The sequence below is a fragment of the Bradyrhizobium sp. McL0616 genome, from assembly GCF_049993385.1.
Taxonomy (GTDB): Bacteria; Pseudomonadota; Alphaproteobacteria; order Rhizobiales; family Xanthobacteraceae; genus Bradyrhizobium.
On sequence record NZ_CP188255.1, the window covers coordinates 4,639,237 to 4,665,518 of the forward strand.

Sequence of the window (26,282 nt, forward strand, 5' to 3'; positions counted from 1 at the left end):
GGCTCCTGGCACTCGAAGCATTGATGTTACTGAGCCTGGAGTTCCTTCCATGAAGCGAATCCTTATCGCCGATGATCACGAGGCGGTCCGTTCGGGTCTCCGCGCGGTACTAGCGCAACGTGCGGACTGGGAGGTCGTCGCGGAGGCGAGCGACGGCAGCAAAGCGGTGGCCGCCGCCATCGAGAGCCAGCCGCATGTGGCTATCGTCGATTTCTCAATGCCTCGCATGACCGGGGTGGAGGTTGCCCGCAGAATCCGGGAATACCCGCTGTTGACCGAGGTGATGATCTTTACCGTCCACAACTCCAGTGTGCTGGCGCAACAGGCCTATGAGGCCGGCGCGCGGGCGTTCCTGGTGAAGTCGGACGCGAACAAGCTTCTGCTGGCGGCTGTCGACTCGCTGCTGGCTCACAGGCCGTTCGGTGTCAGCAAGGGGTCGAAGGAGTTTGATTGCGGACCGGCCCACCTCGCGGACGGGCGGTACGGGCTGACACCGCGCGAGCGACTCGTCGTCAAGCTGGTCGCCGAGGGCTATAGCAACAAGGGCATCAGCGCCATCCTGAACCTGAGCGTGAAGACGACGGAGGCTCATCGGGCAGCCGCGATGAGGAAGCTCGACGTAAACTCGACCGCCGGTCTGGTCCGATACGCTGTTCGAGCAAAACTGATAGACGCGTGATCGGAAGTGCCGCCGTTGGTACATTCGCCGGAAAACATCAGGGTTTTGCAGGATAACCCTTTGAAGGACACCCGGTATGATCGGCCGACTTGGCTGCCGGCCATCTCCGTTGATTGCCCGATGGGTTCGAGGGTCGACATACGGGAACGACGCCGTGAAGCGCATCGTTATTGCCGATGATCATGAAGTTGTACGTTCTGGACTTCGCGCGATCGTGGAAACGCGCGCCGACTGGATCGTCAGCGGGGAGGCGACCAACGGCGAGCAGGCCGTGGCTGTGGCATTGGAGACGCTTCCGGACATCGTGATCGTTGACTATTCGATGCCGCTCATGAACGGACTAGAGGTTAGTCGCCGCCTCAAGTTGATGCATCTGCGCACCGAAGTCCTGATCCTTACGATGCACGAGAGCGAGGAGCTCTTGACCGAGGCCATTCTGGCCGGAGTCCGGGGCTTCCTGTTCAAGTCTGACGCCAGAACGCACCTGACTTCCGCGATCGAAGCGTTGCTTGACGGCAGGCCCTACTTCACCAGCGTGCTGTTGGAGAAGCTTCTGCACGACTATCAAATCAACAAGCAGAACAAGTCCGACGTGCTGCTCACCTCACGCGAGCAGAGCGTGGTTCAGCTCATTGCGGAGGGGCATACGAACAGATCCATCAGCGCCATCTTGAAGCTGAGCGTAAAAACTGTTGAGACACATCGTGCCGCAGCGATGCGCAAGCTTGGGATGTCGTCGACGGCGGAGCTGGTTCGGTATGCGATCCGGAAGAAATTAGTCGCGCCCTGAATTCGTCTAACGCAAATGGGTCGCCGACAGCCCGGCGCGCATGGTGCGCGTTTGAAGGGCAGGGGGCCGGCGCGTTGCGGGAGCTGTTCGGAATGGCCCATACAAGGCGCCTCCAGCGGATTTTCCGAAATTGACAGGATGCCACTGTTTTGCCCGACACGTCAAACGGCATTGCCGCGCATGCCGAAAGGCGTTGTGCCAGTGGGGCTTAGCTACTGTGCATTGGGGTTATCGGGGTCTGCGCCTCGATGGCTTCGGCTACGAGGCGCAGTCGTGGGCGACCTTCAGCAGAGCGGTTCGGGCGAGGTCCATGGCCGCGGCCCGATCGAACAAGCTGTTTGGCCCTTGGGCCGCAGGACTAGCGCATGAGGATCGCCTTCATATCCTCGAAACGGATCGGCGCCGAGCTATGTTCGTGCACGATTTTCCATAGGTCTGCGCGTCGTACGAGCGACCTTGTTACGCGGTTCTGCATTGATCGCAGTTCTTCCCCGTTTGCTGAAACAGCCGTGTAGGTCGTGACCGCGCTGACGACCGCCAGGTCCGATCCGCGTTCGGTCCTGACGTCATCGAAGACAACCTTGACGATTTCGTCCTTTAGCGACCCGAACCAATGCTCGACGACCTGACGCCAAGCCGCGATGCCGTCGTGGGTCCATACGCCCCACGTGTCGAAAACGCGTATGTCGTCTGCGTAAAGCTCCATCATGCCTTCGACATCCTTGTCGAGTACCGCCATTCGGTATCTGCTCAGAATATTCGCAATCTGATCCTCATTGTCGCTCATGCAAAACCTCCGAGGCAGCTCGATGCGCGCAGAAAATCCAGTGCGGTGTTGCCCATGCTCCAAGGACGAACGAGAGGTTCGCGGGCCGACACGACATCCCGGATTTTCCTGCTGGCTTGTCGTTGGAAGCGCGGGGCGGCGGCTCGTCTGTTCGCGGAGGCTCGACACTCCGACCAGATCGGCGCGCTATCGGCAATAGTCCCAACGGATTCCGAATATGGCGTGATGCCAGTGTTTTGCCCGACGCGTCAAACGGCATTGCCGCGGATGCCGAAAGGCGTTGTGCCAGCGGGGCTTAGCTACTGTGCATGGGGTTGTTTTCGAGGTTTTATGTGGCGCGTGGTGAGGCGCCAAGCGGGTCGGCAATGAAACCGGCCGTCGTCCTGCATGTTAAAGGCCTGATTGCGCAGTCGTTTTGGTTGACCTCAAACGCCGCGAGGTGCCTCGGAGTGGAACTTTTTCCGCACCGCCGCGTTATTCCGCCATGACAGAAGATATTTCGTTCCGACGCAAACCCCTGACACCCGAACAGCGCCAGGCGCGCGATGCTTCGCGCCGGATCGAGGCGGAAAAGGCCATGCGCGACCATGAGGCTGCGCAGAGGGCACTTTATGCCAATCGCGAGCGGCTGAGGGCCGAGCGGCTCGCGCGCGAGGCGGCGGCTGCGAAGAGCTGACCCGAGCGGTCTTCGCCAAAATCTCCCGATCGAAGCGGACAGCTCAGTGCCGGCTGGACGGACGTGCCGCGCTCAGGGCGACCCTGAGGGCCTGCACGGCACCAGCGAATGCGCCGCGGGTCGGGGCCTGCGCCTCCGGGACCTGCGCTTCGATGGCTTCGGCTGCGAGGCGGCAGTCCTGGGCGACCTTCAGAAGCCCGGTTCGGGCGAGGTCCATGGTGGAGAGCGCGGCCTACTCCAGGCACACACGCTCAAGCCGTCGAAACTCCCGCAGCTCTCTGTTCATGCGTCGGCTCTCGCTATCCCCAACGGCCATGCGGCCGTGAGTCCGCTTAACAAACAGTAAACATGACCGCTTACCCGATCAGGCTGGCGCGGACCTGACGCTGTCTGCCAAGTGGCTTGACGGCGTTCGCCCCCTGCCGGAAGGTATCGAATGATCCTCAATTGACGAGAACCACGGAGACGTTCGCTCCAGTCCAGATCCCATCAACGCAAATGGAGCTGACCATGACCACGTTCGACAAGCGCGAGCAGGGTTTTGAGGCCAAATTCGCCCACGACGAGGAGTTCATGTTCAGGGCCACGGCCCGGTCGAACAAGCTGCTTGGCCTGTGGGCCGCAGGTCAGCTCGGCCTTAGCGGCGATGCCGCGGCAAGCTATGCGACCACGCTGGTGGCGGACAATCTGGAGAGCCAAACGACGGACGAGACGTTGCGCAAGGTGTCGCGCGACCTTGCCGGCAAGGGTGTGTCGCCCGGGCAGGTCGCGCAAAAGCTTCGGGAGTGCCTGCACCAGGCCGTGCAGCAGCTCGAGGCGAACCGGTAAGGCGACGGCCTTACTCGGCGTGCTTGCGCATGCCGGAATCGCTGAGCTTGTCGACGTAGGCGATACCGATCGCCGAGACCACGAAGGTGATGTGGATCAGCACCCTGCCACATCACGCCTGCCTCAGTAAAGTTGGCGCGATCCAAGCCGAGATTGCCGGCCTCGATGAAGGTGCGCAGTAGCGCGATCGAGGAGATGCCGATGATCGCCATGGCGAGCTTGATCTTCAACACGCTCGCATTGACGTGGCCGAGCCATTCCGGCTCGTCGGGATGGCCCTGGAGATCGAGCCGCGAGACGAAGGTCTCGTAGCCGCCGACGATCACCATCACGAGCAGGTTCGAGATCATCACGACGTCGATCAGCGCCAGCACGCTCATCATGATCTGCTGCTCGGTGAGATCGATCGCGTGCCAGGAGAGGTGCCAGAGCTCCTTCAGGAACAGCACGATGTAGACGCATTGCGCCACGATCAGCCCGAGATAGAGCGGCAGTTGCAGCCAGCGCGAGCCGAAGATGACCATCGGCAACAGCCCCAGGCGCGGCGTGGGCGGGCGGGGTCCGGTGCTGGTGTTGGGTTCAACCGACATTCAGGTGTCCACGCATCGAGGTGACGCTGGTCTCATGTAGCCCGGCAAGATGGCCGGTGGAAGACGCGATCCCGCTCGCCGCTCCCACTTGCCTTGCCTGTCCATTGCGCGGGCCCATGCTATCCTGCCGAAGAGCCGACGCGCAGACGGGCACGGATCGGAGGTCGACAGGTGTCCTGCAATATTCCGGGCAAAGTACTCGGCGTGATCGCGATCCTCATCGCCGGTCTCGCCGACGCCTCAGCGCTGCCGCTGACGCCGTTTCGCAACGAGGCGCAGGCGCAACGCCATTGCCCCGGCGACAAGGTGGTCTGGTTGGATTTCAGGAAGGGCGTCTACTACGCCAAACGGCAGAAGCGCTATGGCCAAGGTTTTGAGGGCAGCTTCGTCTGCCTGAATGAGGCCCGCGACAGCCTCTACCGCCGTTCGCTACTAGGTTTGCGCTGAACGGCGCGTGGTCTCAGCTGGGTCCGCTATTTCTGGTCCGGCAGTTTCACCGGCACGTGCGCGGAGGTGCTGATGACCCGGGGGCTTCCGTCGGGATAGGTGCGGTCGCCGCGAATCAGCGATTCCAGGACCAGGAAGAATTTCTCGGCAAGCATGCGTCTCACCCTCGTTGGCGATGGCCTCTTCAAATGAGTCGAGGCGCCGATGCGGAAATTCAATCAACTAAACGGGAGCAGAGCAATTCCGCACAGACACACGTGCCGCATCCCGGTGGCGCAGAGGTCTGAAAATACGAAGTGCGGTTGAGGATCAGCCGAAGGCCAGGGCCACAAGGCTCGAGCAGAGCAGGAACAGACCGCCAGCGGTCAATGCCAGGAAGCCATCGGATACGAGGTCATGGTTGCGCATGGGACACCTGCTGCTCTCGTCTGCAATGCTCGCTCGGATCGATTAAAATTGTCCGAACGCGCCTTCGTGAAGAGGTGATGCAATGTCGCCCGCGCGAGTGCCTTCAGGCCCTCGAGCGGTAGCCTTCAAACGCATGGGCCAGGAAGATCGCCGCGCTTACCAGACCCATCAGTGCCGAAACCGTCTCGATCATCGTTAAATTCCAAATCCGCCCTTGACGCGAGAAAACGCGGGCGGCCTTGCACAGTCAAAAGAATTCCAGTGAGGACCGAGACAATGGGGGTGGAGTGAGGATTTGGCGCAACAGAATGTCCAGGAGTGGCACAGAGAACGGGCCCGCGCTCCGTAGATCAACGGGGAAGCGCGAACGTCCTGTTTACCATCCCGGCGCGAACGCTGTGGGCTCCCCATTTCCGCCGTGTTCAGGTTGCGATATCGTCACGACTTCCGACGCGGTGGTGGGCCGCCTCGGAGCTTGATGTCCGGTAGGTGCTTCCCGTAGCCAAAGCGGGTTGGGTCCATCTCCGGCGGAATGGTATTTGGGGCGAATGGGGATCCGACGGTCAGATTCGGTGGTGCGGGCCGCGCGTAGCCTTGCGGCGGTCGCCACCTGCCTAGCGCTCGCCAATTGTGCCTCGTCAGGCAAATTCGCCAGCCGCGTCGACCCGAAATACGGCGTGTCCTCCAGTCCCCGGGTCGTGGCCTTGGGCGATCCTGTTCCCAAGGGCGGCGGCACCTACCGCGTCGGCAAGCCCTATATCGTTGCCGGGCGCACCTACGTGCCGGAGGAGGACGTCAACTACCGCGCCGAGGGCATGGCGTCGTGGTACGGCGACGATTTCCACGGCCGCCAGACCGCCAATGGCGAAGTGTTCGACATGGGCTCGCTGACGGCGGCGCATCCGACGCTGCCGATGCCGTCCTATGCACGGGTGACCAATCTCTCGAACGGCATGTCGCTGATCGTCCGCGTCAATGACCGTGGGCCCTATCACGGCAACCGGCTTATCGATGTCTCGAACAAAGCCGCTGAACTCCTTGAATTCAAAGGCAATGGTGTCGCCAAGGTCCGCGTCGAATATGTCGGCCGGGCGCCGCTCGAAGGCTCCGACGACCGCCAGCTGATGGCCACTTTGCGCACCGGCGTTCCGGCGCCGTCGCCCTCGATGGTCCGGGTGGCCTCGGCCAGGCCCTTCGTGCCGGAACTGCCGTCATCGACCCGCGGCGCCATCCGTGGCGAAGTCCCGACGCCGGAGGGGCGGCCCTACAATCTCGGCAACACCTCGGCCGATGTCGCCTCGATCAACGCGACCTCGGAGATGTCGGCCTCCAGCCGCAGCCGTGGCCGGACGCTCCAGAACGCCCGCGCGGTGTCCTATGACGAGGACGGCCGCTACACCTCGGACAACGGCCCGTCCTCGGCCTATGTCCCGGACAGCGGCGCAGCCGAAGCCCGCGGCATCCTGAGCGGCCGCGGCCTGTACTGATCCCGAAACGCGTTGCTGTACGAATCCGTAGGGCCGTTGACGCGAACGGTCAGAACGGCACGCGGGCGCGTCCGGTGAAGGTCCAGATCTGCGTGTTGCCACCAATGCCGCCGAGTTCGGCCCCGAATCCGACGGTGGTGCCGCCTGCGAGCAGGCGGGCGCCGCCCACATCGCGATGAGCAAGAATATCGTCTAGCGCGCCGTAGCTTCGCGCAGAAATTTCATCAGCGCGGCGTTGACCTCGTCGGGCCGTTCCTGTTGCACCCAATGGCCGGCGCCCTCGATGATCAGCTTTCGCGTAAGATTGGGCAGCACGCGCTCCAGCTCGTTGACGCGCTTGGCGCCAATCAGGCCGGTGATGACGGCATCGGTCGAGCCGGCGATAAAGAGCGAGGGCTGGTGGATCTGCGCACCCTGCCAGGGCGCGGTCAGCTCCCAATTGCGGTCGAGGTTGCGATACCAGTTCAGCCCGCCGCGGAAACCGGACTTGCCAAAGCTCTCGGTGAAGACTGCAAGATCGGCCTCGCTGAGCCAGGCCGGCAGCGGCTCCTCTGCCGGCGCGTGGCCGAGAAAGCCCTTGTCCTCCTGCACGAACATCGCGGCGGTCGGATCGGACAGTCCGCGCCCGCCGAGCACGATGCGCATGGTGCGCGCGACGTCCTGCTCGAACTCGGCCTCGGGGACGCCGGGAGCCTGAAAATACTGCCAGTAGAAATTGGTGACGCCGCCCTGGCGCAACAGCTCGAGCGGCTTGCCGCGGCCGCGGAACGGGGGCGGCACGCTGAGACCTGCAACAGCCGTGAAGATATCGGGACGGAACAGCGCCGAGTGCCAGGCGACCGGCGCGCCCCAGTCGTGGCCGACCACCATCGCTTTGGTCTCGCCGAGCGCCTGCACCAGGCCCACGACGTCGCCGACCAGGTCGAGGATCGAATAGGCGGTGACGTCAGGCGGTGCCGCGCTCTGGCCGTATCCGCGCATGTCGGGGGCGACGACGTGAAACCCGGCGGCCGCGAGCGCCAGGATCTGATGCCGCCAGGAATAGGACAGTTCCGGCCAGCCATGGCACAGCACCACCAGCGGTCCCTGGCCTGCCTCGCGGATGAAGAGGTCGATCCCATTGGCCTTGATGACGCGGGTGGAAGACATCGCTTTTCCGCCTTGTTTCAGGGGTTTGGTCCAAGAACCTGAGGTGCCACGATAGAGACGCGACGAGAATCGTGCAATCTCGGGGGCAAGCGCCATCCTCGTGTTGTTCGCACCGGTTCCAACTGTTAGAACGCCGCTCTCAGGGCTTCGCCATGGCATTTCGTCTCATTTCGCTCGGACGCACCCGGTTCACTGCCGGTGCGTGGATGCGCGGGCTCCTTGCCGGGCTGCTGGTCGCGAGCGTCAGTTGGAGCGGGGTACTCTATGCCGCCAACCAGAGCGTCCAGGGGGCCAAGAAAACCGAGGACGTGGGCTTTGACGGCGATGCCCCCACCGCGATCCTGATCGAGGCTTCCAGCGGCAGCGTGCTGTTCGAGAAGAACGCCGACGAGCTGCGCGCGCCCTCCAGCATGATGAAGCTCGTGACCGCGGAAGTCGTGTTCAACGCGATCAAGAAGGGCGACATCAAGCTGACCGATGAGTATCGGATCAGCGAGAACGCCTGGCGCAAGGGCGGGGCGCCCTCCGGCGGCTCGACGATGTTCGCGGCCATCAACAGCAAGGTCGCGGTCGACGACCTCCTGCATGGCGCCATCATCCAGAGCGGCAACGACGCCTGCATCGCGCTTGCCGAAGGCATCGCCGGCAACGAGCGGATTTTTGCCTCCGATTTCATGACGAAGCGCGCCCGCGAGCTCGGCCTGACCAAGTCGACTTTCGGCAACTCCAACGGCTTGCCCGACCCCGGCAACAAGATGACGGTGCGCGAGCTCGGTATCCTCGCGCGTCACATCATCCTGGACTTCCCGGAATTCTATAAACTGTTCGGCGAGAAGGAGTTCACCTGGAACAAGATCCGCCAGCCCAACCGCAATCCGCTGCTCAATTCGATGGAAGGCGCTGATGGCCTGAAGACCGGCTACACCAAGGAAGGCGGCTACGGCATGGTCGGCTCGGCCGTGCAGAACGGCACACGGCTGATCGTCGTCGTCAACGGTCTGGAAGATCCTGAGGACCGCGCCACCGAAGCCAAGAAGATGCTGGAATGGGGCTTTCGCAATTTCGAGACCCGCACGCTGATCGCCGCCGACCAGCAGGTCGGCTACGCAAAAGTGTTCGGTGGCGAGAGCCGTTCGGTGAAGCTCGTCGCAAAAGAGCCGGTGAAGGTGATGGTGCACAAGAGCGGCGGCGACAAGCTGATTGCACGCGTGGTCTATAGCGGCCCGGTGCGCGCGCCCGTTCAGGAGGGGCAGCAGGTCGGCGTGGTCAGGGTATGGCGCAGCGGCAATATCGCGGTGGAGACGCCGGTCTATGCGGCCGAAGCGATCGGCACCGGCTCGACCATGCGACGCGCGATTGACGGCGCCAGCGAGCTCGTGATTGGCATGTTCCGCGCAGGCGCCGAGAAGCTCTGATCATGAATGAGAGCACTGGACAGCGTCCGTCCGGACGCGGACGCTTCATCACCTTTGAAGGCGGCGAGGGAGCGGGCAAGTCGACCCAGATCAAGAAGCTCGCCGACCGCCTCAATGCGGCCAAGCTGCGCACCCTCGTCACGCGCGAGCCGGGTGGCTCGCCGGGCGCCGAGATCATGCGGCATCTGGTGCTGTCGGGCATGGGCAAGCTGCTAGGTCCCGAGGCCGAGACGCTGCTGTTTGCCGCCGCCCGAGACGACCACGTCCGCACATTGATCGAACCCGCGCTCAATCGGGGCACATGGGTCTTGTGCGACCGTTTCGCCGACTCGACACGGGCCTATCAGGGCAGCCTTGGCCAAGTGCCGGCCGGGCTGATCAATGCCATGCAGCGGGTCACGATCGGGGATCTCAAGCCCGACCTCACCATCCTCCTCGATCTGCCGGTAGAGATCGGTTTGCAGCGCGCCGCCGCACGTCGCGGCAGCGCCACGCCTGACAGGTTCGAGGGTGAGAAGCTCAGCTTCCACCAGGGCCTGCGCGAGGCCTATCGCAAGATCGCGGCGGACGAGCCTGAGCGCTGCGTGCTGATCGACGCCAATTCCGACCTTGATACGGTCGCTGGCCGCGTCTGGACAGCGCTGCGCGAACGTCTACTTCCCACGCCGGCCTCGGTGGTCTCAGCATGAGCCCGCGTCAGGTCGAGCGCGAGAGCGCCATTCCGCATCCGCGCGAGACCAGCCTTCTGTTCGGCCATCGCGAGGCGGAGACCGCGCTGCTCGCGGCGTATCGCAGCGGGCGCATCCCGCATGCGTGGCTGATCGGCGGGCCGCAGGGGATCGGCAAGGCGACGCTGGCCTATCGCATGGCGCGCTTCGTGCTCGCCCACGGCCAGCCGCTGGCGCCTGCCGTGCAGCGCGCCGAAAACCTCGCGATTGATCCCAACAACCCCGTTGCGCGGCAGGTTGCGGCCAGCTCGCATGGCGGGCTGTTGACGCTGGAGCGGACCGCGAACGATCGTGGCGTGATGCGCACCGTGATCACGGTGGACGAGACGCGTGAGACCATCTCGTTCTTCGGTTCGACGGCTGCCGCCGAAGGTTGGCGCGTCTGCATCGTCGATACCGTCGACGAGCTCAATCCAAATGCGGCGAACGCGCTTCTGAAGATTCTCGAGGAACCGCCGCAGCAATCGCTGTTCCTGCTGGTGAGCCACGCGCCGGCGCGCGTGCTGGCCACGATCCAGTCACGCTGCCGCAAGTTGCGCCTGCGCCCGCTCGCGACCGACGAGGTGATTGACGCGGCGGCAGCGGCTGCCGACCTCGCCCCGACCGATCTGGCGCTGCGCGAGGCAGCCGAGGCCTCCGAGGGTAGCGTCGCGCGGGCGCTGACGCTGCTCGGCGGCGACGCCCTGAAACTCCAGCAGCGCACAGCGGCGATGCTGGCGCGGCTGCCGCAGGTCGATCCGCGCGAATTGCACACGCTCGGCGATTCGCTTCCCACCAATGACCGCGTTGCGCTTGCGGCCTTCATCGACGGGATCGACCGCTGGATCGCGGAACGCCTGCATGCGGACGACGCCAACGCCAATCAGAACCTGCCGCGCCTTGCGCGCCTTAGCGAGGTATGGGAAAAGATCGTCCGCGCCGCGCGCGACACCGAAACCTACAATCTGGAGCGAAAGCCCTTGGTTTTCTCGGTGTTCGGCTGGCTGGCGGACGCAACGCGCTAGGCGCAGGTTCGTTTCCAAATTTCGAGAAGCCGGTAAAGGAATTCGTCGTGGCCACGCGAGCTAAGAAAACCGCTAAGGGCAAGAGCAGTAAGAAGGCTGCGAAGAAAGCCGCGAAGAAGGCTGTGAAGGCGCTTGCGCGCAAAGGTGCCAAGAAGGTCAAGAAAGCCAAAAAGGCCGCCGTCAAGAAGCGCGTGAAGAAGAGCGCAGCGAAGACAACAAAGAAAGCTGCGAAGAAGCAGGTCGTCGCCAAGAAATCTTCCAAGAAAGATTCCAAGAAAGCGGTCGCCAAAAAGACCGCCAAGGCTCCGGCGAAGAAGGTGGCTACGAAGGCGAGGGTGCTCATGTCTCCCGTCGCGCCGCCTCCTGTCGTTGCTCCGCCGAGGGCTGTGAAGCCCAATGTGTCGAAACCCAAGGCGCCGACTGCGCCGAAGCCGCTGGCTGCACCGCGGGCGGCAGCGCAAGTTTCCGCACCGGCGCGCGACAACGTCTTCTACATCACGACCGCCATCGCCTATCCCAATGGCAGCCCGCATATCGGCCACGCCTATGAGGCAATCGCGACCGACGTGCTGGCGCGCTTTGCGCGGCTCGACGGCAAGGACGTGTTCTTCCTGACCGGCACGGACGAGCACGGCCAAAAGATGGTCCAGACCGCGCAGAGCGAGGGCCTGACCCCGTCCGCACTCGCGACACGCAATGCTGGCCGCTTCAAGGAGATGGACGAGCGTCTCAACGTGTCGTTCGACCGTTTCATCCGCACCACCGAAGAGCGGCACCACCGCTCCAGCCAGGAGATCTGGCGGCGCATGGAAGCAAACGGTGACATCTATGCCGACACCTATGCCGGCTGGTACTCGGTGCGCGACGAAGCCTATTACGCCGAGGACGAGACGCGCCTGAACGACGACGGCGTACGCCTCGGGCCGCAGGGCACACCAGTCGAGTGGGTCGAGGAAAAGAGCTACTTCTTCCGCCTGTCGGCCTATCAGGACAAGCTGCTCAAGCTCTACGAGGCACAACCCAATTTCATCGGCCCGGACTCGCGCAAAAACGAGGTGGTGAGCTTCGTACGAGGCGGCCTGCGCGATCTCTCGATCTCGCGCACCACCTTCGACTGGGGCGTCAAGGTCCCCGGCGACGAAGATCACGTAATGTATGTCTGGGTCGACGCGCTGACCAACTACATCACAGGCGTTGGCTTCCCCGACGAAAGCGACAAGAACTGGCGCTACTGGCCGGCCGACGTGCACATCATCGGCAAGGACATCATCCGCTTCCATGCGGTGTACTGGCCCGCGTTCCTGATGTCGGCCGGCATCCCCGTGCAGAAGCGGGTCTATGCCCACGGCTTCCTGTTCAACAGGGGCGAGAAGATGTCGAAGTCGGTCGGTAACGTCGTCGATCCCTTCAACCTCGCCGACCAATATGGCGTCGACCAGATGCGCTATTTCTTTTTGCGCGAGGTGCCGTTCGGCCAGGACGGCAACTACAATCACGAGGCCATCGTCGCGCGCATCAATGCCGATCTCGCCAACGACCTCGGCAATCTTGCGCAGCGCTCGCTGTCCATGATCGCCAAGCAACTCGGCGGCGTGCTGCCGGAGCCCGGTGAATTCAGCGATAATGACAAGGCGATTTTGGCGATGGCCGACGGCATGATCGCCGCCTCGCGCGAGGCGATGGCGACGCAACAGATCCACCATTGGCTCAACGCCGTGTGGGCCGTGGTCGCGGAGGCCAACCGCTATTTCGCGGGAGAGGCGCCTTGGGCGCTCGCCAAGACCGATCCGGCACGCCAGAAGACGGTGCTCTATGTCACCGCCGAAGTCGTGCGCCAGATCGCGATCCTGGCCCAGCCGGCGATGCCGACCGCCTCGGGATTGCTGCTCGACAGTCTCGGCACTCCCGCGGGCGAGCGCGACTTCGCCATGCTCGGCGGCGCCAAGCGCATTGCGCCCGGTTCGACGCTGCCGGCGCCGACGCCGGCGTTCCCGCGCTACATCGAGCCGGCGGCGTAAGGCGCTCGTACGATGCTGGTCGACAGCCATTGCCATCTGGATTTTCCGGACTTTGCGGAGGATCTCGACGGAATCGTATCGCGCGCGCGGGCAGCGGGAATTGGCCGCATGGTCACGATCTCGACGCGGGTGCGGCGACTGGACGGCCTGCTAGCGATCGCGGAGCGCTATGACGACGTCTATTGCTCGGTCGGCACCCATCCGCACAACGCGGATGAGGAGGACGGCATCGCGCCGGACGAGCTGGTCGCGCTGACGCAGCATCCGAAGGTCGTCGCGCTCGGCGAAGCCGGGCTCGATTATTTCTACGACGACGGCTCGCCGGAGGCGCAGGCGAGGGGCTTTCGCGCCCACATTGCGGCGGCACGCGCGACCGGCCTGCCGCTCGTAATCCACACCCGTGAGGCGGATGAGGATTGCGCTCGCATTCTGGAAGAGGAGACGGCCAAGGGATCGTTTCGCGCGGTGCTGCATTGTTACACGGGCGGGCGCGGGCTGGCGCTCAAGGCGGTATCGCTCGGGCTCTACATCGGCTTCACCGGCATCTTGACCTTCAAGAAGTCGGAGGCCCTGCGCGCGCTCGCGGCCGAACTGCCGGCCGACCGTATTCTGGTTGAAACAGACTCGCCCTATCTTGCGCCCGGCAAGTTCCGGGGCAAACGCAACGAGCCGGCCTATGTGGTCGAGGTCGCCAAGGTACTGGCCGAGACGCGCGGCGTGTCGCTCGATGAGATTTCGCGCCAGACCAGCGAAAACTTCTTCCGCCTGTTCTCCAAGGTGAAAGCTTGAGGTTGGGAGCCGCATGACGCTGACGCTGACGATCCTGGGCTGTGGCTCCTCCGCCGGCGTGCCGCGCCCGGCACTCGGCTGGGGCGCCTGCGATCCCAACAATCCAAAGAACCGCCGCCGCCGCTGCTCGCTGCTGGTCGAACAGACGTCAGGCCACGGCACCACGCGCATCGTGATCGACACCTCACCGGACCTGCGTGAGCAGTTGATCTCGACAGATGTCGACCACATCGACGCGGTGTTCCTGACGCATCAGCATGCCGACCAGACCCACGGCATGGACGATTTGCGCTCGGTCGTGATCCACATGCGCAAGCGTATTCCCGTTTACTTGAACCGGTCGACCGCCGACGACATCATGGCGCGGTTCTCCTATTGCTTCATCTCGCCGGAGGGCAGCGACTATCCGCCGATCCTGAGCCATCACTCGATCGAGGCGGGAGAGAGCCAGACCATCAGCGGCAAGGGCGGGGACGTGACCATGACCGCCTTCCTGGTCGAGCACGGCCAAATCCCCGCGCTCGGCTACCGCATTGGCAACGCCGCCTACACGCCCGACCTCAACGACATCCCGCGCGAGAGCTGGAGTGCGCTGGAAAATCTCGATCTCTGGATCGTCGACGGCCTGCGCTACACCGGCCATCCCAGCCATTTCAGCATCAACGACGCGCTGTCCTGGATCGAACGCTTCAAGCCGAAGCGCGCCGTCATCACCAACATGACGGCCGACGTCGATTATGAAGTGATCAGGCAATCACTGCCATCAGGCGTGGTGCCGGCCTATGACGGAATGCGGCTGGAGACGCGCTGAAAGCACCTACCAAGCGTAGCGCAAGATGGCCTTGCCGGTATAGGAGCGCACGAGGCTCGACAGTTCGCTGTCGAAATTTGCTGCTGCGGACCCATCCGTTGATGGCTCGGAGCTCGAGCGATACGCCGAGTTCGGCGCAAGCGCCGTGCTACCGACGACGAAGCCTTGAGGGGATACGGCCTGGAACACCGCCGGCATCGATTGCGTCGCGCTGAAATCGTGCGCCCAGGCGAGACGGCCGCGCAAGTCGAGGAGGCCGCCAACCCGTACAATCGGTGTCAGGACGATGCGGCCTATGTTTCTAAATGTGTCTGCGGCCGGGACGAGCTCAGGCTGTAATCGCCTTCGCTGATCCCACTTCGTTGCGCAGCAGGAATTTCTGGATCTTGCCCGTGGACGTCTTCGGGATCGGTCCGAACACGACGGCCTTCGGTGTCTTGAAGCCGCTCATATGCGAGCGGCAGAAGGCGATGATGTCGGCCTCGGTCGCACTGGCGCCCTCCTTCAATTCGACGAAGGCGCAGGGCACTTCGCCCCATTTCGGATCCGGCTTTGCGACGACGGCAGCGAACAGCACGGCGGGGTGCTTGTAGAGGATGTCCTCGACCTCGACGGAGGAGATGTTCTCGCCGCCGGAGATGATGATGTCCTTGGAGCGGTCCTTGATGATGACGTAGCCGTGCTCGTCGAGCACGCCGAGATCGCCGGTGTGAAACCAGCCGCCTTCGAAAGCTTCCTTGGTCGCTTTCTCGTTCTTGAGATAGCCCTTCATCACGATGTTGCCGCGGAACATGACCTCGCCGATGGTCTCGCCGTCGCGCGGCACCTCCTGCATGGTCTGCGGATTGATGACGGTGACGCCTTCCTCGAGCGGGTAGGGCACGCCCTGCCGGCGCTTCATGCGGGCGCGCTCGGCGGCCGGGAGCTCGTCCCAGCCGGGCTGCTCGGCGCAGACCGAAGCGGGGCCGTAGACCTCGGTCAGGCCATAGACATGCGTGAGCTTGATGCCGATGTTTTCGGCGCCTTCGAGCACCGCGACCGGCGGAGCGGCGCCGGCGATCAGGCCGACGACGCGGCGAGCGGCATTTCCTTTTGGCGCGTCCGGCGCATTGATCAGCGTGTTGTAGACGATCGGCGCGCCACACATGTGGGTGACTCCGTGCGCCTTGATCAGCTCGAAGATTTTGGTCGGCTCGACCTTGCGCAGGCAGACATTGATGCCGGCGGCCGCCGCGATGGTCCAGGGAAAGCACCAGCCGTTGCAGTGGAACATCGGCAAGGTCCAGAGATAGACCGGATGCTGGCCGAGTTGGCCTGCAAGGATGTTGCTGACGGCGTTCAGATACGCGCCGCGATGATGGGTGACGACGCCCTTGGGATTGCCTGTCGTGCCCGAGGTGTAGCTCAGCGCGATAGCATCCCATTCGTCGCTGAGTGGGACCGCCGTGAAATTCGGATCGCCTTGCGCGACGGCCGCCTCATATTCGATCTCGCCGATGCGCTTGCCGCCCTTGAACGCGGCATCGTCGACGTCGATCACGAACGGCTTTGGCCCGCTCATCTGCGCGAGCGCGTCGGTAATCACGGTCGAAAATTCGGGATCGACCAGAATGATCTTCGCTCCGCCATGGTCGAGTTGAAACGCGATCGAGGGCGCATCGAGACGGATGTTGAGCGCATTGATCACGGCGCCCGTCATGGGCACCGCGAAATGCGCCTCGTTCATCGCCGGGATGTTCGGCAGCATCGCTGCGACAGTATCGCCGACGCGGATGCCCTTGCTGGCAAGGTACGACGCAAAGCGCCTGCAGCGCGCGTAGGTCTGAGCCCAGGTGAAGCTGCGGCCTTCATAGAGCGTGCTGACGTGATCGGGATAGACGTCGGCGCTGCGCGCCAGGAAGCTCAGCGGGCTTAGCGGCACGTAATTGGCGGGCGTCTTGTCCAAGCCGATATTGTACTGGCTCTCACTCATCGACACCCTCCTTCGCCCTCACAGGAATCCGATCGAGATCCACGGAAAGACCGCGACGACGATCAATCCCACCAGCAGCGCCAGCAGATAGCCCCAGATCGGCCTGATGCCTTCGGCCGGATCGACCTTTCCGATGGCGCAAGCCGCATAATAACCGACGCCGAAGGGCGGGGCGAATAGCCCGATACCCATCGCCAGAATGATGATCATGGCGTAGTGCACCTCGTGCACCCCGACAAGGCGCGCGATCGGAAACAGCAGCGGTCCGAACAGCACGATCGCCGGAATGCCTTCCAGCACGCTGCCGAGCACCACGAAGGCCAGGATCGAGACCGCGATGAAGGTCGCGGAGCCGCCGGGCAGGCCGGTCATGGAGGCCGCGAGCGCCCGCGAGAAGCCGGATTGGGTCAGGCCCCAGGCCATGCCGGTCGCGGTGCCAATGATCAGCAGGATCGCGCCGGACAGGCACGCGGTCTCGATCAGCATCGGCAACAGCCGCCGCCAGTCGAACTGGCGGTAGATCAGGAGCCCGATCACAAGCGCGTAGACGATGCCGATGGTCGAGACTTCCGTGGCGGTCGCAATGCCTTCGACGACCGCGTACCGGATCACGAAGGGCAGGGTCAGGGCAGGGATGGAGACCACGAACGCGCGGCCGATCTCGCCCGACGTGGCACGACGGACATGGCTGAGGTCCTCGCCGCGATAGCGCCACCAGACCAGCCCCGACAGCGTCAGCGCCAGCACGACGCCAGGCAGAAGACCGCCGGTGAACAGCGCCGAGATCGAGACGCCCGTGACCGAGCCGATGGTAATCAGCACCAGACTCGGCGGAATGGTTTCGGTCTGAGCGCCGGTCGCAGCCAGCAACGCCACGAGATCGCCGGGGCGGGCGCCACGTTGCTTCATTTCCGGGAACAGCACCGGCGCAACGGCCGCCATGTCGGCAGCCTTGGCGCCGGAGATGCCGGAGACCAGGTACATCGCGCCGACCAGCACGTAATGCAGACCGCCGCGGACATGGCCGAGCAGGCTCGACAGAAACGCCACCATGGCCCGCGCCATGCCGGTCATTTCAATCAGGAGCCCTAAGAATACGAACAGCGGCACCGAGAGCAGGATCAGATGGCTCATGCCCTCGTCCATGCGCCCGACCAACACCATCAGCGGCGTCCGCGTGGTCAGCGCCAGATAGCCGAAGATCGCTAGGCCAAAGGCGAACGCGATCGGGACGCCCGCAAACACGCAGAAGCCGACCACGCCGACGAAGAAGATGATGAGGTTGATGTTGCCGAGCGGCTTGAGCAGCGGCTGCGCGAACCAGAACAGCCCGATCAGGATCGCGACTGTCGCCACGGCCGCCAGCAGCGTCTTGAGATCGCCGGCGCGGAGCAGCCGCAGCAGCGCGAACAGCACCATCAGGCAGATGCCGACCGGCAGCGCCGCGGCGCGCCAGGTGTTGGAAATCTGCAGTGCCGGCGTGGTGATGAAGCTCTCTTCGTAGGCGTATTCATAGGCCGGATGGACGATCAGCAGCAGGAACGCCAGCGCAGCACAGGTCGCGAACACGTCCAGATAAGCCCAGAGCCTCGGGCCTGCGCTGGCGACCAGCGCCGTCATCCGCATGTGCTCGTTGCGGCGAAATGCGACCGCCGAGCCCAGCATCGCCAACCACAGGAACAGCATCGAGGCCAGCTCGTCGGACCACACCAGCGGCGCATGCAGCACGTAGCGCGAGACCACGCCGGCGAACAGGATCACGATCTCGGCGACGACCAGGATCGCCGCCGGGATCTCCACCAGCCATTTCAGCGCAAGCTCGATGGACCCGAGCACGGGCCTGCGGCGAGGGGGTGTTGCCACCTCGCCGGCCACGGCTGGCGTCATGTCGACATGAGCCATGGCAGGGCCCCTATTGCTCGCGCGTTACGACAGCTTGCCGACAGACTTTTCCAGCAGATCCCAGGCCTTGTCGCCGTACTTGCCCTTCCACTCATTGTAGAAGCCGGCGGCGCGCAGCTTGTCGCGGAACGGCCCGACCTCGGGCTGGTTGAACGTGAGGCCCTTGCCGGCAAGTTCCTGCCTAACGCTGATATTGAGCTTCTCGGTGTCCTCGCGCTCCTTGACGGCGGCGGCGTTGACGTTCTTGGCGACGATGGTGCGGATGTCTTCCGGCAGCGCCTGCCAGGCGCGGCGGTTCATCAGGAACCAGAAGCCGTCCCACATGTGGTTCGTCATCGAGCAGTATTTCTGAACCTCATAGAGCTTCGCCGTCGAGATCAGCGCCAGCGGGTTCTCCTGGCCTTCGACGATCTTGGTCTGGAGCGCCGAATAGACCTCGGCGAAATTGATCGAGGCGGGCGAGGCATCGAACGCCTTGAACATCGAGGTCCACAGCGGCGACACCGGCACGCGGATCTTGAAGCCCTTGAAGTCATCCGGGCCGTTGATCGGCTTGGTCGAGGACGTGGTCTGGCGGAAGCCGTTGTCCCAGATCTTGTCCATGACCTCGAGGCCGGCCTTGTTGATCTCGCCGCGCACATAGGCGCCGAGGTCGCCGTCCATGGCCTTCCAGACCGTTGGATAGTCCGGGAACGCAAACCCGATGCCGTTGATCGAGGCCGCCGGCACCAGGGTTGCCAGGATCAGGCCGGACAACGTGAAGAACTCGACGCCGCCAGAGCGCACTTGGCTCAGCATGTCGGTGTCGGAGCCGAGCTGGCTGTTCGGGAACACCTGGAGGTCGAACCGGCCATTGGTCTCGGTCTTGATGGCAGCTGCCATCTCACGGGCGCGCGCCACGAACGGATGCGACTCCGGCAGATTGTTGGCGAACTTGTAGGAGAACTCGGCGGCCTGGGCACGGGCCACATAGGGCGCGCTGACGCCGCCGAAGACGGCGGTCGCGGCGGAGGCCTTGAGAAGCGTGCGGCGGGAGAAACTCATGGGTCTGCTTCCTCAAACGTTTGTTTTTGTTGTGAGACGCAAACCTATACGGACGGACGGCCTGAAGGTCATCTGCGATCTCGCGAAGCCTCGCTTATTGCAGCCGGACAACGGCGCGGCAATATCGGCTTTCGGCGCGACGGCGCTCGCAATAAAAAACGCGAAAACAACCCCATGCACAGTAGCGGTCAAGGGGCTGGGTGGGAGCCCGATGGTCAAGACGAACGGGGCTGGACGCGAAGCCGGGATGGCAGGAGTTCCACCTAAATATCTGATCTAATTAGATATAAATATATTCCATAATATACCTTATGCGAATCAGACCTGTGGCTGTGCAGATCGGGGCGTCATGAACCTTTTCTCCTTATCTGAGTCTGTTTTCAGCTATTTTGAGTCTGCCCCCCTACGACAAGCGGCCTCACCGCCTGGGCCTGGTGTCGCGGGTGAGGTTTGGTCGGTTATGGGTCAGGGATGCCATTTCGGGGTCGCTGCGGCCCGCATGCTCAGCAGCAAGAGCGCGCCGGAGAGTAAGTACAGCGCCATGACGAAGTACATGCCATAGAAGTTGTCGCCGGCATTCCGCACGACGAACCCGGTGATCGATGGGCTTACCGCCGGACCGAGGTTTCCGAGACTGGTGATGAGGGCAAGTCCGCCGGCCGCTGAGCCGGCAGAGAGATACTCGCTGGTCAGCGTATAGAAGAGCGGTGGCGCCGACACAAACCCGATGACCGCGACGGAGAGTGCCAGGATCGAACCAATCAGAGTGCCCGGATGCAACATGAGGAGGAACAAGCCTCCGGCGGCAATCGTCACGCAACTTGCATAGTGCCATCGGCGCTCATGCCACTTGTCCGAATGACGACCGATCAGGACCATGCAGATGATGCCCGCAGCGTTAGATATTGCGTGATAGACGCCGACCATGAGTGGATCCTTCACGCCCCAGCTATTGATCAGGGTCGGCATCCAGAACACCATAGTGTAGTTGGCGCCCAGCAGAAGGAAACAGACCAGCGATAGCAGGTAGACCTTCGGATCTCGCAGCAATTGCCCGAACGTCCCCGAGGTCGTCTTCACGATGTTCTCTTCGTCATGCTGCAAAGCATCGTCGAGCTGCGCCCTCTCCTCCTTCGAGAGCCATGCGGCTTGGGACGGCTTGTCCTTGAGCAGGTAGTACAGGAGAACACCGAGGACCGGCGCAGGCAGCCCCTGGATCAAAAAGAGCCATTGCCAACCGTAAAGTCCACTGACGCCATCGAGATACTTCAGGATCGAACCACACAAAGGACCTGCGATGAACATCACGAGGGGCGGCGCCGACGTTAGGATCGCGATCACCTGCCCGCGCCTCACCGACGGATACCAGTAAGTCAAGTACAGAAGCACGCCCGGGGCGAAGCCGGCCTCAAAGACACCAAGAAAGAACCGGGCCGCGTAGAACTCTAGCGGCGTCGATACGAACATCGTGGCGATCGCCGCGAGTCCCCAGAGCACCATGATCCGCAACAGGGTCTTGCGCGCGCCGATCCTCTCCAGAAGAAGATTGCTAGGCACCTCAAACAGGAAATATCCGACGAAAAAGATGCCTGCGCCGAGCGCGTAGACTGCATCATCAAACGGCAATGTCTGCTTCATCTGAAGCTGTGCAAAGCCGATATTGATGCGGTCGAGAAAGGCGACCATACTGGCGATCAGCAGCAGCGGTATGAGGCGCCAGTCGACTTTCGCGAAGACCGCCTCGTAAACGGGGTTCTCCAGTGCGGGCGGCGATGTCTCGCTTGCAGCGGGCAGATGCATTCTCATTCCTTCAAAAGTATGCTTTGCCTATGACGTCCTGCGACGCTGCTCCATTGCGCGGGAGTGATAGTCTGCCTTCGAAAGCTTAGCCGGCCCTTGCCTCGATGACGCTAAGACGTTCGGCCGGGTAAGTTGCGGTGTGAGTAAAACCAGATTCACGAAACAGCGAGGCGTACTTCTTTTCGGTTCTTTCAAGACCGCCGGGCCCGCGCAGCATGAGCAGATCGGACAACGTCTGTTCCTTGTGCTCATCGCTAACGTTCGGGAATTCCGGCATGATCCGTTCGACCAATAGCAGCGCACCACCTTCCGGAAGCGCTCTTCGACAGTTTGTAAGGATAGCCAGGCTGCGCTCATCGCTCCAATCGTGAATGATGTTCTTCATGACGATGCCATCCGCGATCGATGGAATCGTCTGGAAGAAATCGCCGGCCATGAATTTGACGCGGTTACTGAGCCCGGTCCGCATCAGGTGGCCAGTCGCGGATTCGGCGCAGCGCGGAAGGTCGAAAATGGTCCCTCGGATATGTGGATATTGCCCGGCTATGGCGCCGAGGAGTTCGCCGGAGCCGCCACCGACATCCATAAGATGAGCGAACGTACCGAAGTCGTAGGCCCCCAGGACATCCGGAATCGCTAGACGGCTCCCCTCCGTCATCGCGGCATTGAATACGCCGACCATTTCTGGATCGCGTGCCATCAGATCGAAGCTGTTTTCGAGGCCGAGCAGTTGCGCGGCGGACTTGCCTGTCACGATGGAGTCCAGCAACCCGGTCCATGAATTGGCCAGGAACTGGCCTTCAAAAATCGTCCAGTTCTTGAGGGACTGCGTTGCGGCCCCGTCGAGGCAAGCACCCAGTTCGGTCAATGCGTATCGCTCTTCAACGACCGTGCAAATGCCTATGGTCGAAAGCGCAATCAACAGTCGGCCGAGCGCCTGCTTGTTCGCACCCGTCGCCTCGACGAGTTCGCCAAGGGGACGCGATCCATCACGCAGGAGTTCAGCAATACCCAGCCTTGCGGCGACATAGATGACCGCGGTCACGCGCTGCGACTGAACAAGGCGCAACAATTTGATTGATGCTTGGGTAGACGACATCGCTCATTCCCTCCCCGTGTTGTTCACCGGCGCCGGTCGAACACCGCCCGGCCAAAACTGCTCAGGTTGGAGAGCTGCCCGCTCTACGGCATCCTTTGGCCGATCCTGATCTCGGTGCCGGTGACGCCGGCGCCGCATTGCTTGTCTGCTCCCGAAACCGAATAAAGGATGAAAACTGAAACACTTAGCGCAACAAAAGATGGCCGAATAAACCATGGAGGCCTGCCTGGCGTTGGCTGCCGCTGGCGGATCTCGTCTCGGGACGGTTTTGCTATCCCGCGCCACAGGATGATGCTGTACAGTCGACACTGCGTCCCGAAACTTGGCCGATATTTTGCCGATATTTTTCCGGAATGGCGCACGAGGCGTTCGTGCTTAAATCATCGCAGCCTTCGATTGTTATTGGCGACCGGACTGTGGACTTGACCCGCGAACTGCTGCTCGACGGGCGCGGCGACATCGTGCCGTTGCGTCCTCAGGCTTGGTCGGTGCTGCGGCTGCTCGCGACGCGAGCCGGACAGTTGGTAGGCAAGGGCGAAATCCTGGACGAGGTCTGGTCCGACTGCGAGGTCACGGAAGATTCCCTCGTCCAAGCCATCGGCGACGTCAGGCGCGCGCTCGGTGAAGCGGGCAGGACAGCCCTGAGGACCCTGCCCCGCCGCGGCTACATGCTGGCAATAAATGGAGAACCGATTGATGACGCGGACCTTCCGATCGCGGCGGCACCCGCTTCCGATCCAGAGGCGTCGATTCCATCCGCGGTGCCACATCTGTCCATAGTTGTCCTGCCGTTTGCGAACCTCGGCGACAATCCGGAGCAGGAGTACTTCGTCGATGGCGTGACCGACAGTCTCACGACGGACCTGTCGCGCATCGCCGGCGCGTTCGTCATCGGCCGCAACACCGCATTCACCTTCAAAGGGAAAGCAGTAGATGCGCGGGAGATCGGCCGTGAACTGAATGTACGTTACGTGCTGGAGGGCTCGGTGCAGCGCGCCAGCAACCGCTTTCGCCTGAACGTCCAGTTGACCGACACGGCAACCGGCGGCCAAGTGTGGGCCGAGCGTTTCGACAAGGCAGCAGCTGACTTGCTGGATATGCAGGATGAGATCGTATCCCGCCTCGCCAATACCTTGAGCGCCGAACTCATCAAGGCCGAAGCGCGACGTGCGGAACGGTCGCTCCGGCCGGACGCCATGGATCTATATTTTCAGGGCAGGGCTATCCTGAACAAGGGAATAACGCCCGCGGTTATGGCGCAAGCAAGGGGGTTCTTCATGCGCGCCTTGGCGCTTGATCCAGACCATATCGAAGCAGCGGTTGCCGCGGCTCACGTCGATTTCGCAATTGGTTCTTCCTCCATGGCCGATGACGGACCAGCGCGTTTCAGGGCCGCGGAAAACGCGTTGAATAGGGTATTGTTGCGTGCGCCCAATCACCCCAGAGCCCACATGCTTCTCGGCGCGGTTCAAATTCGGACCAACCGCGCTGCCAAGGGTATCGCTGAATGTCGGCAGGCGCTGGCGCTCGATCGGAATTTGGCCGATGCGCATGGGTTCATTGGCCTTGGGAAGCATGCGCTGGGGCGCGGCGCGGAAGTCGAGGGACATATTCAAGAGGCGTTACGACTGTCCCCGCGCGATACACGCGCCTTTCTTTGGTTCACGATTGTCGGGATGGCTAAATTGATGTTGACCAACGCAGACCTCGAGGCACTTGACTGGCTTCGCGGGAGCATTGAGGCCAATCCCAATTTTGCGCTCGCCCACTTTCACTTGGCCGGCGCATTGGCCATGATGGGAGACCTCAAGGAAGCACGATCCATTGCCGAAGCGGGACTGGCACTCGATCCGGACTTCACCATTTGTCGATACGAGGTCAGTGCCCTCTTCCTATCCGACAATCCAGCATGGCTTGCCAGGCGCGAGCGCTTATATGAGGGTATGCGCATGGCCGGCTTACCGGATGGATGAGTCGAATCGTGTACCGGAGAGGGAGGGATTCCCCACTCGCCGGAACCAAAATGCCCCCCCCGGAAAATGAGGCTCGCTGAAAGACCGGGTGACAGTCTCCGTGCGCGAACCCGTTCTTATCGAGCCGAACGCTGCGATCCCCGCTCAGAGTGTTCGATCCCCCGTAAATGCTGATCGAAATGACCCCCATCGGCGTCATGGCGTGAGAAGTATCACGTCAATGGGCACTGAGCGCTTTGGCCTCATTGCGGTAAGCCGCGAAGCGCTCATGACGGGTCCGCCCTACCCGTCGATATGGCGGATCGGCAAGCTATCGAAGTCGAAGGGTCCCGGACAATCGAGTTGAGGCTTGGCTCGGCTCAGGAAGAAGATGGAGCGGTCTGCAAGAAGCGCCTCCAGACTGTAGGAGCGCCGGTCCCAGCCAAGATCTTATGCTTGACATGGTTTTGATTCAGGAACCCGCCGATCGAGGCGATGAGTCCACAGTGGCACAGACAGTCCACTTCCTTAACGAAGGTCATCATCGCGCTGCGGTCCATGCGCTTTACAAAACGCCCTCCTTCGGCGTTGGTCTCGAATGCCTTGAAGATGGATCGTGCATTCGCGAAATGCGAGGCCATCATCTGCTGAACGAATTCCGAGTCCGTCACGACGAATACCGGCACGTGCCACGGGATCGCTATGAGTGATTTGACCGTCTCCTCGAGCTCCGCCGGCTCCCTGTGCGGTCGCCGTTTGTCTTGCGAGACCTCGGTCACACGAACACGGATTCCCAGTCGCGAGGTCAGGCCGTGCCGTCGAACATAGTCCGCGCTCTGGCGTCGCAACGACGCGGCGGGCGCGAAGTAGAGTTGCGCCCAGTTTCGCGCGACGCGCCGGGCCAAGTCCCCAGTGTCCCTGAGATCCCATGAAAAGAGGCTCCCTGGAGCAAACTCCTTGAAATGCGGCAAGACCGGCCTGAGATCATCGAGCGTGACCTTGGACCGCCGCCTGACCAGCTCGGCCACGTGATCGACAAGGTCCTCGGAGACGTTGAAGACTCTGAGACCCGGCACCGCAGCAAAAAGTTCCTCGAATCTGCAATACCCTACCCCACGGGTCACCCCCCACATGAGCCAGAGGGAAAGACCGTGCGCATCGGCAAAGCACTTTGCCGCGGACGCCATCGCGACCCGATGCCGAACCCCGCTGGCGGCCGAGGCAATGCAGACTAGCGAAGGCCTCATCGCCAGAACTCGCCTGCACGAAGCGGCTGCAAACCGCGCGGATTTGAGCCCGGCAGAGCGGCGTTCGCGTCGTGGAAATACGACGCCAGCATGTCTTGCAGGTATACCACATCGGGGACCGCGAAGATTGTTTTAGGCATGGCCCGCGATCCGGGTCGACTGAGAATAAATCAGCTTCCAGCTCCCCCGCGCTTTTTTGAAAATCCGAACATAGCGGAACGCGTGATTTCGCTTCGCGGAACTCAATTCGGCGACACCCGACGAGATCGCGATGTCGCGATAGACCCGCAACTCGCGATCCTTCTGATGTCCCTGGTCGAAACTGGGAGTGCTCCGCGCGATCGAAGCTAGGAATTGCGGCTTGGACTGGACGTCTCCATCCGAGTTCGATCCGAAATAGGAATCGTCGATAAGGTCTTCGCTGATCGTTGCGATCCCTCGCATGCGTTCGGAAAACCAATCGTCCTCGAGCGACGAGAGCGAGACCAGATCGACGGCACGGCGTTGATCCTGCCAGGCGCGCGCCTCGTTCCTGGGCATCTTCATCGTGGTGCTCCTCTCCGACCAAGCCGCAAGGTCGAATGCCATTGAGTCTTCTGGAAAAGATGCCTATGGCCGAAGTCGTTGACGACGTTGAGAATAGTCGGGTCGTCCCTAGCG

General features: G+C 62.5%; 25 protein-coding genes and 2 pseudogenes. 14 read left to right on the top strand and 13 right to left on the bottom strand.

Annotated elements, in window-relative coordinates; translation table 11 throughout:
- Nucleotides 1–49: 49 nt before the first annotated feature.
- Together ACPPVR_RS22575 and ACPPVR_RS22580 are read left to right on the top strand one after the other, a co-directional pair.
- Nucleotides 50–679: a response regulator gene (locus ACPPVR_RS22575; RefSeq protein ID WP_426608786.1), complete on the top strand. Its 630-nt coding sequence runs from the start codon at nucleotides 50–52 to the stop codon at nucleotides 677–679.
- A gap of 154 nt (nucleotides 680–833) precedes the next feature.
- Entirely contained in the window at nucleotides 834–1,469 is a 636-nt protein-coding gene (locus ACPPVR_RS22580; protein WP_426608787.1) for a response regulator, read from the top strand.
- 358 nt (nucleotides 1,470–1,827) lie between these two features.
- Here ACPPVR_RS22580 and ACPPVR_RS22585 read toward each other — a convergent pair whose 3' ends face one another.
- Nucleotides 1,828–2,256, bottom strand: a complete 429-nt coding sequence (locus tag ACPPVR_RS22585) for a YybH family protein (protein WP_426608788.1) — start codon at nucleotides 2,254–2,256, stop codon at nucleotides 1,828–1,830.
- A gap of 484 nt (nucleotides 2,257–2,740) precedes the next feature.
- Here ACPPVR_RS22585 and ACPPVR_RS22590 point away from each other — a divergent pair, with 484 nt between their 5' ends.
- Entirely contained in the window at nucleotides 2,741–2,932 is a 192-nt protein-coding gene (locus ACPPVR_RS22590) for a hypothetical protein (protein ID WP_426608789.1), read from the top strand.
- A 43-nt stretch (nucleotides 2,933–2,975) separates the two neighbouring features.
- Here ACPPVR_RS22590 and ACPPVR_RS22595 read toward each other — a convergent pair.
- A pseudogene (locus ACPPVR_RS22595) lies at nucleotides 2,976–3,218 on the bottom strand (hypothetical protein).
- Nucleotides 3,219–3,442: 224 nt separating this feature from the next.
- Here ACPPVR_RS22595 and ACPPVR_RS22600 point away from each other — a divergent pair.
- The gene (locus ACPPVR_RS22600; protein WP_426608790.1) at nucleotides 3,443–3,760 is read left to right on the top strand and encodes a DUF1476 domain-containing protein; all 318 of its coding nucleotides are present in this window, start codon (nucleotides 3,443–3,445) and stop codon (nucleotides 3,758–3,760) included.
- A gap of 10 nt (nucleotides 3,761–3,770) precedes the next feature.
- On the opposite strand, the pseudogene ACPPVR_RS22605 reads toward ACPPVR_RS22600, so the two are convergent.
- Nucleotides 3,771–4,350 (bottom strand): annotated as a pseudogene (locus tag ACPPVR_RS22605) (TIGR00645 family protein).
- A 171-nt stretch (nucleotides 4,351–4,521) separates the two neighbouring features.
- Here ACPPVR_RS22605 and ACPPVR_RS22610 point away from each other — a divergent pair.
- On the top strand, nucleotides 4,522–4,797 hold the full coding sequence (locus ACPPVR_RS22610) for a hypothetical protein (RefSeq protein ID WP_426608791.1): 276 nt from the start codon (nucleotides 4,522–4,524) through the stop codon (nucleotides 4,795–4,797).
- A 26-nt stretch (nucleotides 4,798–4,823) separates the two neighbouring features.
- Here the strand turns inward: ACPPVR_RS22610 and ACPPVR_RS22615 are convergent, their stop codons facing one another.
- Complete coding sequence (locus ACPPVR_RS22615) at nucleotides 4,824–4,952, bottom strand: hypothetical protein (protein WP_426608792.1); 129 nt, start codon at nucleotides 4,950–4,952, stop codon at nucleotides 4,824–4,826.
- Nucleotides 4,953–5,753: 801 nt separating this feature from the next.
- Between ACPPVR_RS22615 and ACPPVR_RS22620 the strand changes: the two genes are divergently transcribed.
- A complete protein-coding gene (locus ACPPVR_RS22620; RefSeq protein ID WP_426608793.1) occupies nucleotides 5,754–6,692 on the top strand; it encodes a septal ring lytic transglycosylase RlpA family protein in 939 nt (312 codons plus the stop codon).
- Nucleotides 6,693–6,884: 192 nt separating this feature from the next.
- On the opposite strand, the gene ACPPVR_RS22625 is transcribed toward ACPPVR_RS22620, so the two are convergent.
- Nucleotides 6,885–7,841, bottom strand: coding sequence for an alpha/beta fold hydrolase (locus ACPPVR_RS22625; protein WP_426608794.1), 957 nt, complete (start codon nucleotides 7,839–7,841; stop codon nucleotides 6,885–6,887).
- 152 nt (nucleotides 7,842–7,993) lie between these two features.
- On the opposite strand from ACPPVR_RS22625, the gene ACPPVR_RS22630 reads away from it, so the two are divergent.
- The 6 genes from ACPPVR_RS22630 to ACPPVR_RS22655 are packed head-to-tail and all read left to right on the top strand — an operon-like array spanning nucleotide 7,994 to nucleotide 14,606.
- Nucleotides 7,994–9,256: a D-alanyl-D-alanine carboxypeptidase family protein gene (locus ACPPVR_RS22630; RefSeq protein ID WP_426608795.1), complete on the top strand. Its 1,263-nt coding sequence runs from the start codon at nucleotides 7,994–7,996 to the stop codon at nucleotides 9,254–9,256.
- Between the two features lie 2 nt (nucleotides 9,257–9,258).
- Nucleotides 9,259–9,945, top strand: coding sequence for a dTMP kinase (gene tmk, locus ACPPVR_RS22635; protein ID WP_426608796.1), 687 nt, complete (start codon nucleotides 9,259–9,261; stop codon nucleotides 9,943–9,945).
- On the top strand, nucleotides 9,942–10,988 hold the full coding sequence (locus ACPPVR_RS22640) for a DNA polymerase III subunit delta' (RefSeq protein WP_426608797.1): 1,047 nt from the start codon (nucleotides 9,942–9,944) through the stop codon (nucleotides 10,986–10,988). The genes tmk and ACPPVR_RS22640 overlap by 4 nt, the downstream gene beginning before the upstream one ends.
- A 47-nt stretch (nucleotides 10,989–11,035) precedes the next feature.
- The gene (gene metG, locus ACPPVR_RS22645) at nucleotides 11,036–13,006 is read left to right on the top strand and encodes a methionine--tRNA ligase (RefSeq protein WP_426608798.1); all 1,971 of its coding nucleotides are present in this window, start codon (nucleotides 11,036–11,038) and stop codon (nucleotides 13,004–13,006) included.
- Between the two features lie 12 nt (nucleotides 13,007–13,018).
- Nucleotides 13,019–13,795 (top strand): TatD family hydrolase, encoded by a 777-nt coding sequence (locus tag ACPPVR_RS22650; protein WP_426608799.1) that lies wholly within the window; start codon nucleotides 13,019–13,021, stop codon nucleotides 13,793–13,795.
- Between the two features lie 13 nt (nucleotides 13,796–13,808).
- On the top strand, nucleotides 13,809–14,606 hold the full coding sequence (locus ACPPVR_RS22655) for an MBL fold metallo-hydrolase (protein WP_426608800.1): 798 nt from the start codon (nucleotides 13,809–13,811) through the stop codon (nucleotides 14,604–14,606).
- A gap of 6 nt (nucleotides 14,607–14,612) precedes the next feature.
- Here the strand turns inward: ACPPVR_RS22655 and ACPPVR_RS22660 are convergent, their stop codons facing one another.
- From ACPPVR_RS22660 to ACPPVR_RS22675, 4 genes are all read right to left on the bottom strand, one after another.
- Nucleotides 14,613–14,852, bottom strand: coding sequence for a hypothetical protein (locus tag ACPPVR_RS22660; RefSeq protein ID WP_426608801.1), 240 nt, complete (start codon nucleotides 14,850–14,852; stop codon nucleotides 14,613–14,615).
- An 82-nt stretch (nucleotides 14,853–14,934) separates the two neighbouring features.
- Nucleotides 14,935–16,578, bottom strand: coding sequence for an acyl-CoA synthetase (locus ACPPVR_RS22665; RefSeq protein ID WP_426608802.1), 1,644 nt, complete (start codon nucleotides 16,576–16,578; stop codon nucleotides 14,935–14,937).
- Nucleotides 16,579–16,596: 18 nt separating this feature from the next.
- Entirely contained in the window at nucleotides 16,597–18,480 is a 1,884-nt protein-coding gene (locus ACPPVR_RS22670; protein ID WP_426608803.1) for a TRAP transporter large permease subunit, read from the bottom strand.
- A 24-nt stretch (nucleotides 18,481–18,504) separates the two neighbouring features.
- Nucleotides 18,505–19,524: a TRAP transporter substrate-binding protein gene (locus ACPPVR_RS22675; RefSeq protein WP_426608804.1), complete on the bottom strand. Its 1,020-nt coding sequence runs from the start codon at nucleotides 19,522–19,524 to the stop codon at nucleotides 18,505–18,507.
- Between ACPPVR_RS22675 and ACPPVR_RS22680 the strand changes: the two genes are divergently transcribed.
- Complete coding sequence (locus ACPPVR_RS22680; protein WP_426608805.1) at nucleotides 19,523–19,804, top strand: hypothetical protein; 282 nt, start codon at nucleotides 19,523–19,525, stop codon at nucleotides 19,802–19,804. The two genes, ACPPVR_RS22675 and ACPPVR_RS22680, sit on opposite strands and share 2 nt — an antisense overlap.
- Nucleotides 19,805–19,989: 185 nt before the next feature.
- Here the strand turns inward: ACPPVR_RS22680 and ACPPVR_RS22685 are convergent, their stop codons facing one another.
- Nucleotides 19,990–21,324, bottom strand: coding sequence for an MFS transporter (locus ACPPVR_RS22685; protein ID WP_426608806.1), 1,335 nt, complete (start codon nucleotides 21,322–21,324; stop codon nucleotides 19,990–19,992).
- Nucleotides 21,325–21,409: 85 nt separating this feature from the next.
- Nucleotides 21,410–22,423 (bottom strand): methyltransferase, encoded by a 1,014-nt coding sequence (locus ACPPVR_RS22690; RefSeq protein WP_426608807.1) that lies wholly within the window; start codon nucleotides 22,421–22,423, stop codon nucleotides 21,410–21,412.
- A gap of 416 nt (nucleotides 22,424–22,839) precedes the next feature.
- Here ACPPVR_RS22690 and ACPPVR_RS22695 point away from each other — a divergent pair, with 416 nt between their 5' ends.
- Nucleotides 22,840–24,396 carry a winged helix-turn-helix domain-containing tetratricopeptide repeat protein gene (locus tag ACPPVR_RS22695; RefSeq protein WP_426616160.1) on the top strand — a complete coding sequence of 519 codons (1,557 nt, stop codon included), beginning with the start codon at nucleotides 22,840–22,842 and terminating at the stop codon, nucleotides 24,394–24,396.
- A 359-nt stretch (nucleotides 24,397–24,755) separates the two neighbouring features.
- Here ACPPVR_RS22695 and ACPPVR_RS22700 read toward each other — a convergent pair whose 3' ends face one another.
- Together ACPPVR_RS22700 and ACPPVR_RS22705 are read right to left on the bottom strand one after the other, a co-directional pair.
- The gene (locus tag ACPPVR_RS22700) at nucleotides 24,756–25,562 is read right to left on the bottom strand and encodes a hypothetical protein (protein WP_426608808.1); all 807 of its coding nucleotides are present in this window, start codon (nucleotides 25,560–25,562) and stop codon (nucleotides 24,756–24,758) included.
- 192 nt (nucleotides 25,563–25,754) lie between these two features.
- Nucleotides 25,755–26,168 carry a nuclear transport factor 2 family protein gene (locus tag ACPPVR_RS22705; RefSeq protein WP_426608809.1) on the bottom strand — a complete coding sequence of 138 codons (414 nt, stop codon included), beginning with the start codon at nucleotides 26,166–26,168 and terminating at the stop codon, nucleotides 25,755–25,757.
- Nucleotides 26,169–26,282: the final 114 nt, after the last annotated feature.

Excerpts from the sequence above, each read along its gene's own strand:
- ACPPVR_RS22640 (WP_426608797.1), top strand. The coding sequence starts at position 9,942 with ATGAGCCCGCGTCAGGTCGAGCGCGAGAGCGCCATTCCGCATCCGCGC.
- ACPPVR_RS22615 (WP_426608792.1), bottom strand. The coding sequence starts at position 4,952 with ATGCTTGCCGAGAAATTCTTCCTGGTCCTGGAATCGCTGATTCGCGGC.
- ACPPVR_RS22675 (WP_426608804.1), bottom strand. The coding sequence starts at position 19,524 with ATGAGTTTCTCCCGCCGCACGCTTCTCAAGGCCTCCGCCGCGACCGCC.
- ACPPVR_RS22600 (WP_426608790.1), top strand. The coding sequence starts at position 3,443 with ATGACCACGTTCGACAAGCGCGAGCAGGGTTTTGAGGCCAAATTCGCC.
- ACPPVR_RS22700 (WP_426608808.1), bottom strand. The coding sequence starts at position 25,562 with ATGGCGTCCGCGGCAAAGTGCTTTGCCGATGCGCACGGTCTTTCCCTC.
- ACPPVR_RS22655 (WP_426608800.1), top strand. The coding sequence starts at position 13,809 with ATGACGCTGACGCTGACGATCCTGGGCTGTGGCTCCTCCGCCGGCGTG.
- ACPPVR_RS22685 (WP_426608806.1), bottom strand. The coding sequence starts at position 21,324 with ATGCATCTGCCCGCTGCAAGCGAGACATCGCCGCCCGCACTGGAGAAC.
- ACPPVR_RS22630 (WP_426608795.1), top strand. The coding sequence starts at position 7,994 with ATGGCATTTCGTCTCATTTCGCTCGGACGCACCCGGTTCACTGCCGGT.
- ACPPVR_RS22590 (WP_426608789.1), top strand. The coding sequence starts at position 2,741 with ATGACAGAAGATATTTCGTTCCGACGCAAACCCCTGACACCCGAACAG.
- ACPPVR_RS22670 (WP_426608803.1), bottom strand. The coding sequence starts at position 18,480 with ATGGCTCATGTCGACATGACGCCAGCCGTGGCCGGCGAGGTGGCAACA.
- ACPPVR_RS22620 (WP_426608793.1), top strand. The coding sequence starts at position 5,754 with ATGGGGATCCGACGGTCAGATTCGGTGGTGCGGGCCGCGCGTAGCCTT.
- ACPPVR_RS22665 (WP_426608802.1), bottom strand. The coding sequence starts at position 16,578 with ATGAGTGAGAGCCAGTACAATATCGGCTTGGACAAGACGCCCGCCAAT.
- ACPPVR_RS22650 (WP_426608799.1), top strand. The coding sequence starts at position 13,019 with ATGCTGGTCGACAGCCATTGCCATCTGGATTTTCCGGACTTTGCGGAG.
- ACPPVR_RS22690 (WP_426608807.1), bottom strand. The coding sequence starts at position 22,423 with ATGTCGTCTACCCAAGCATCAATCAAATTGTTGCGCCTTGTTCAGTCG.
- ACPPVR_RS22680 (WP_426608805.1), top strand. The coding sequence starts at position 19,523 with ATGGGTCTGCTTCCTCAAACGTTTGTTTTTGTTGTGAGACGCAAACCT.
- ACPPVR_RS22705 (WP_426608809.1), bottom strand. The coding sequence starts at position 26,168 with ATGAAGATGCCCAGGAACGAGGCGCGCGCCTGGCAGGATCAACGCCGT.
- tmk (WP_426608796.1), top strand. The coding sequence starts at position 9,259 with ATGAATGAGAGCACTGGACAGCGTCCGTCCGGACGCGGACGCTTCATC.
- ACPPVR_RS22585 (WP_426608788.1), bottom strand. The coding sequence starts at position 2,256 with ATGAGCGACAATGAGGATCAGATTGCGAATATTCTGAGCAGATACCGA.
- ACPPVR_RS22575 (WP_426608786.1), top strand. The coding sequence starts at position 50 with ATGAAGCGAATCCTTATCGCCGATGATCACGAGGCGGTCCGTTCGGGT.
- ACPPVR_RS22625 (WP_426608794.1), bottom strand. The coding sequence starts at position 7,841 with ATGTCTTCCACCCGCGTCATCAAGGCCAATGGGATCGACCTCTTCATC.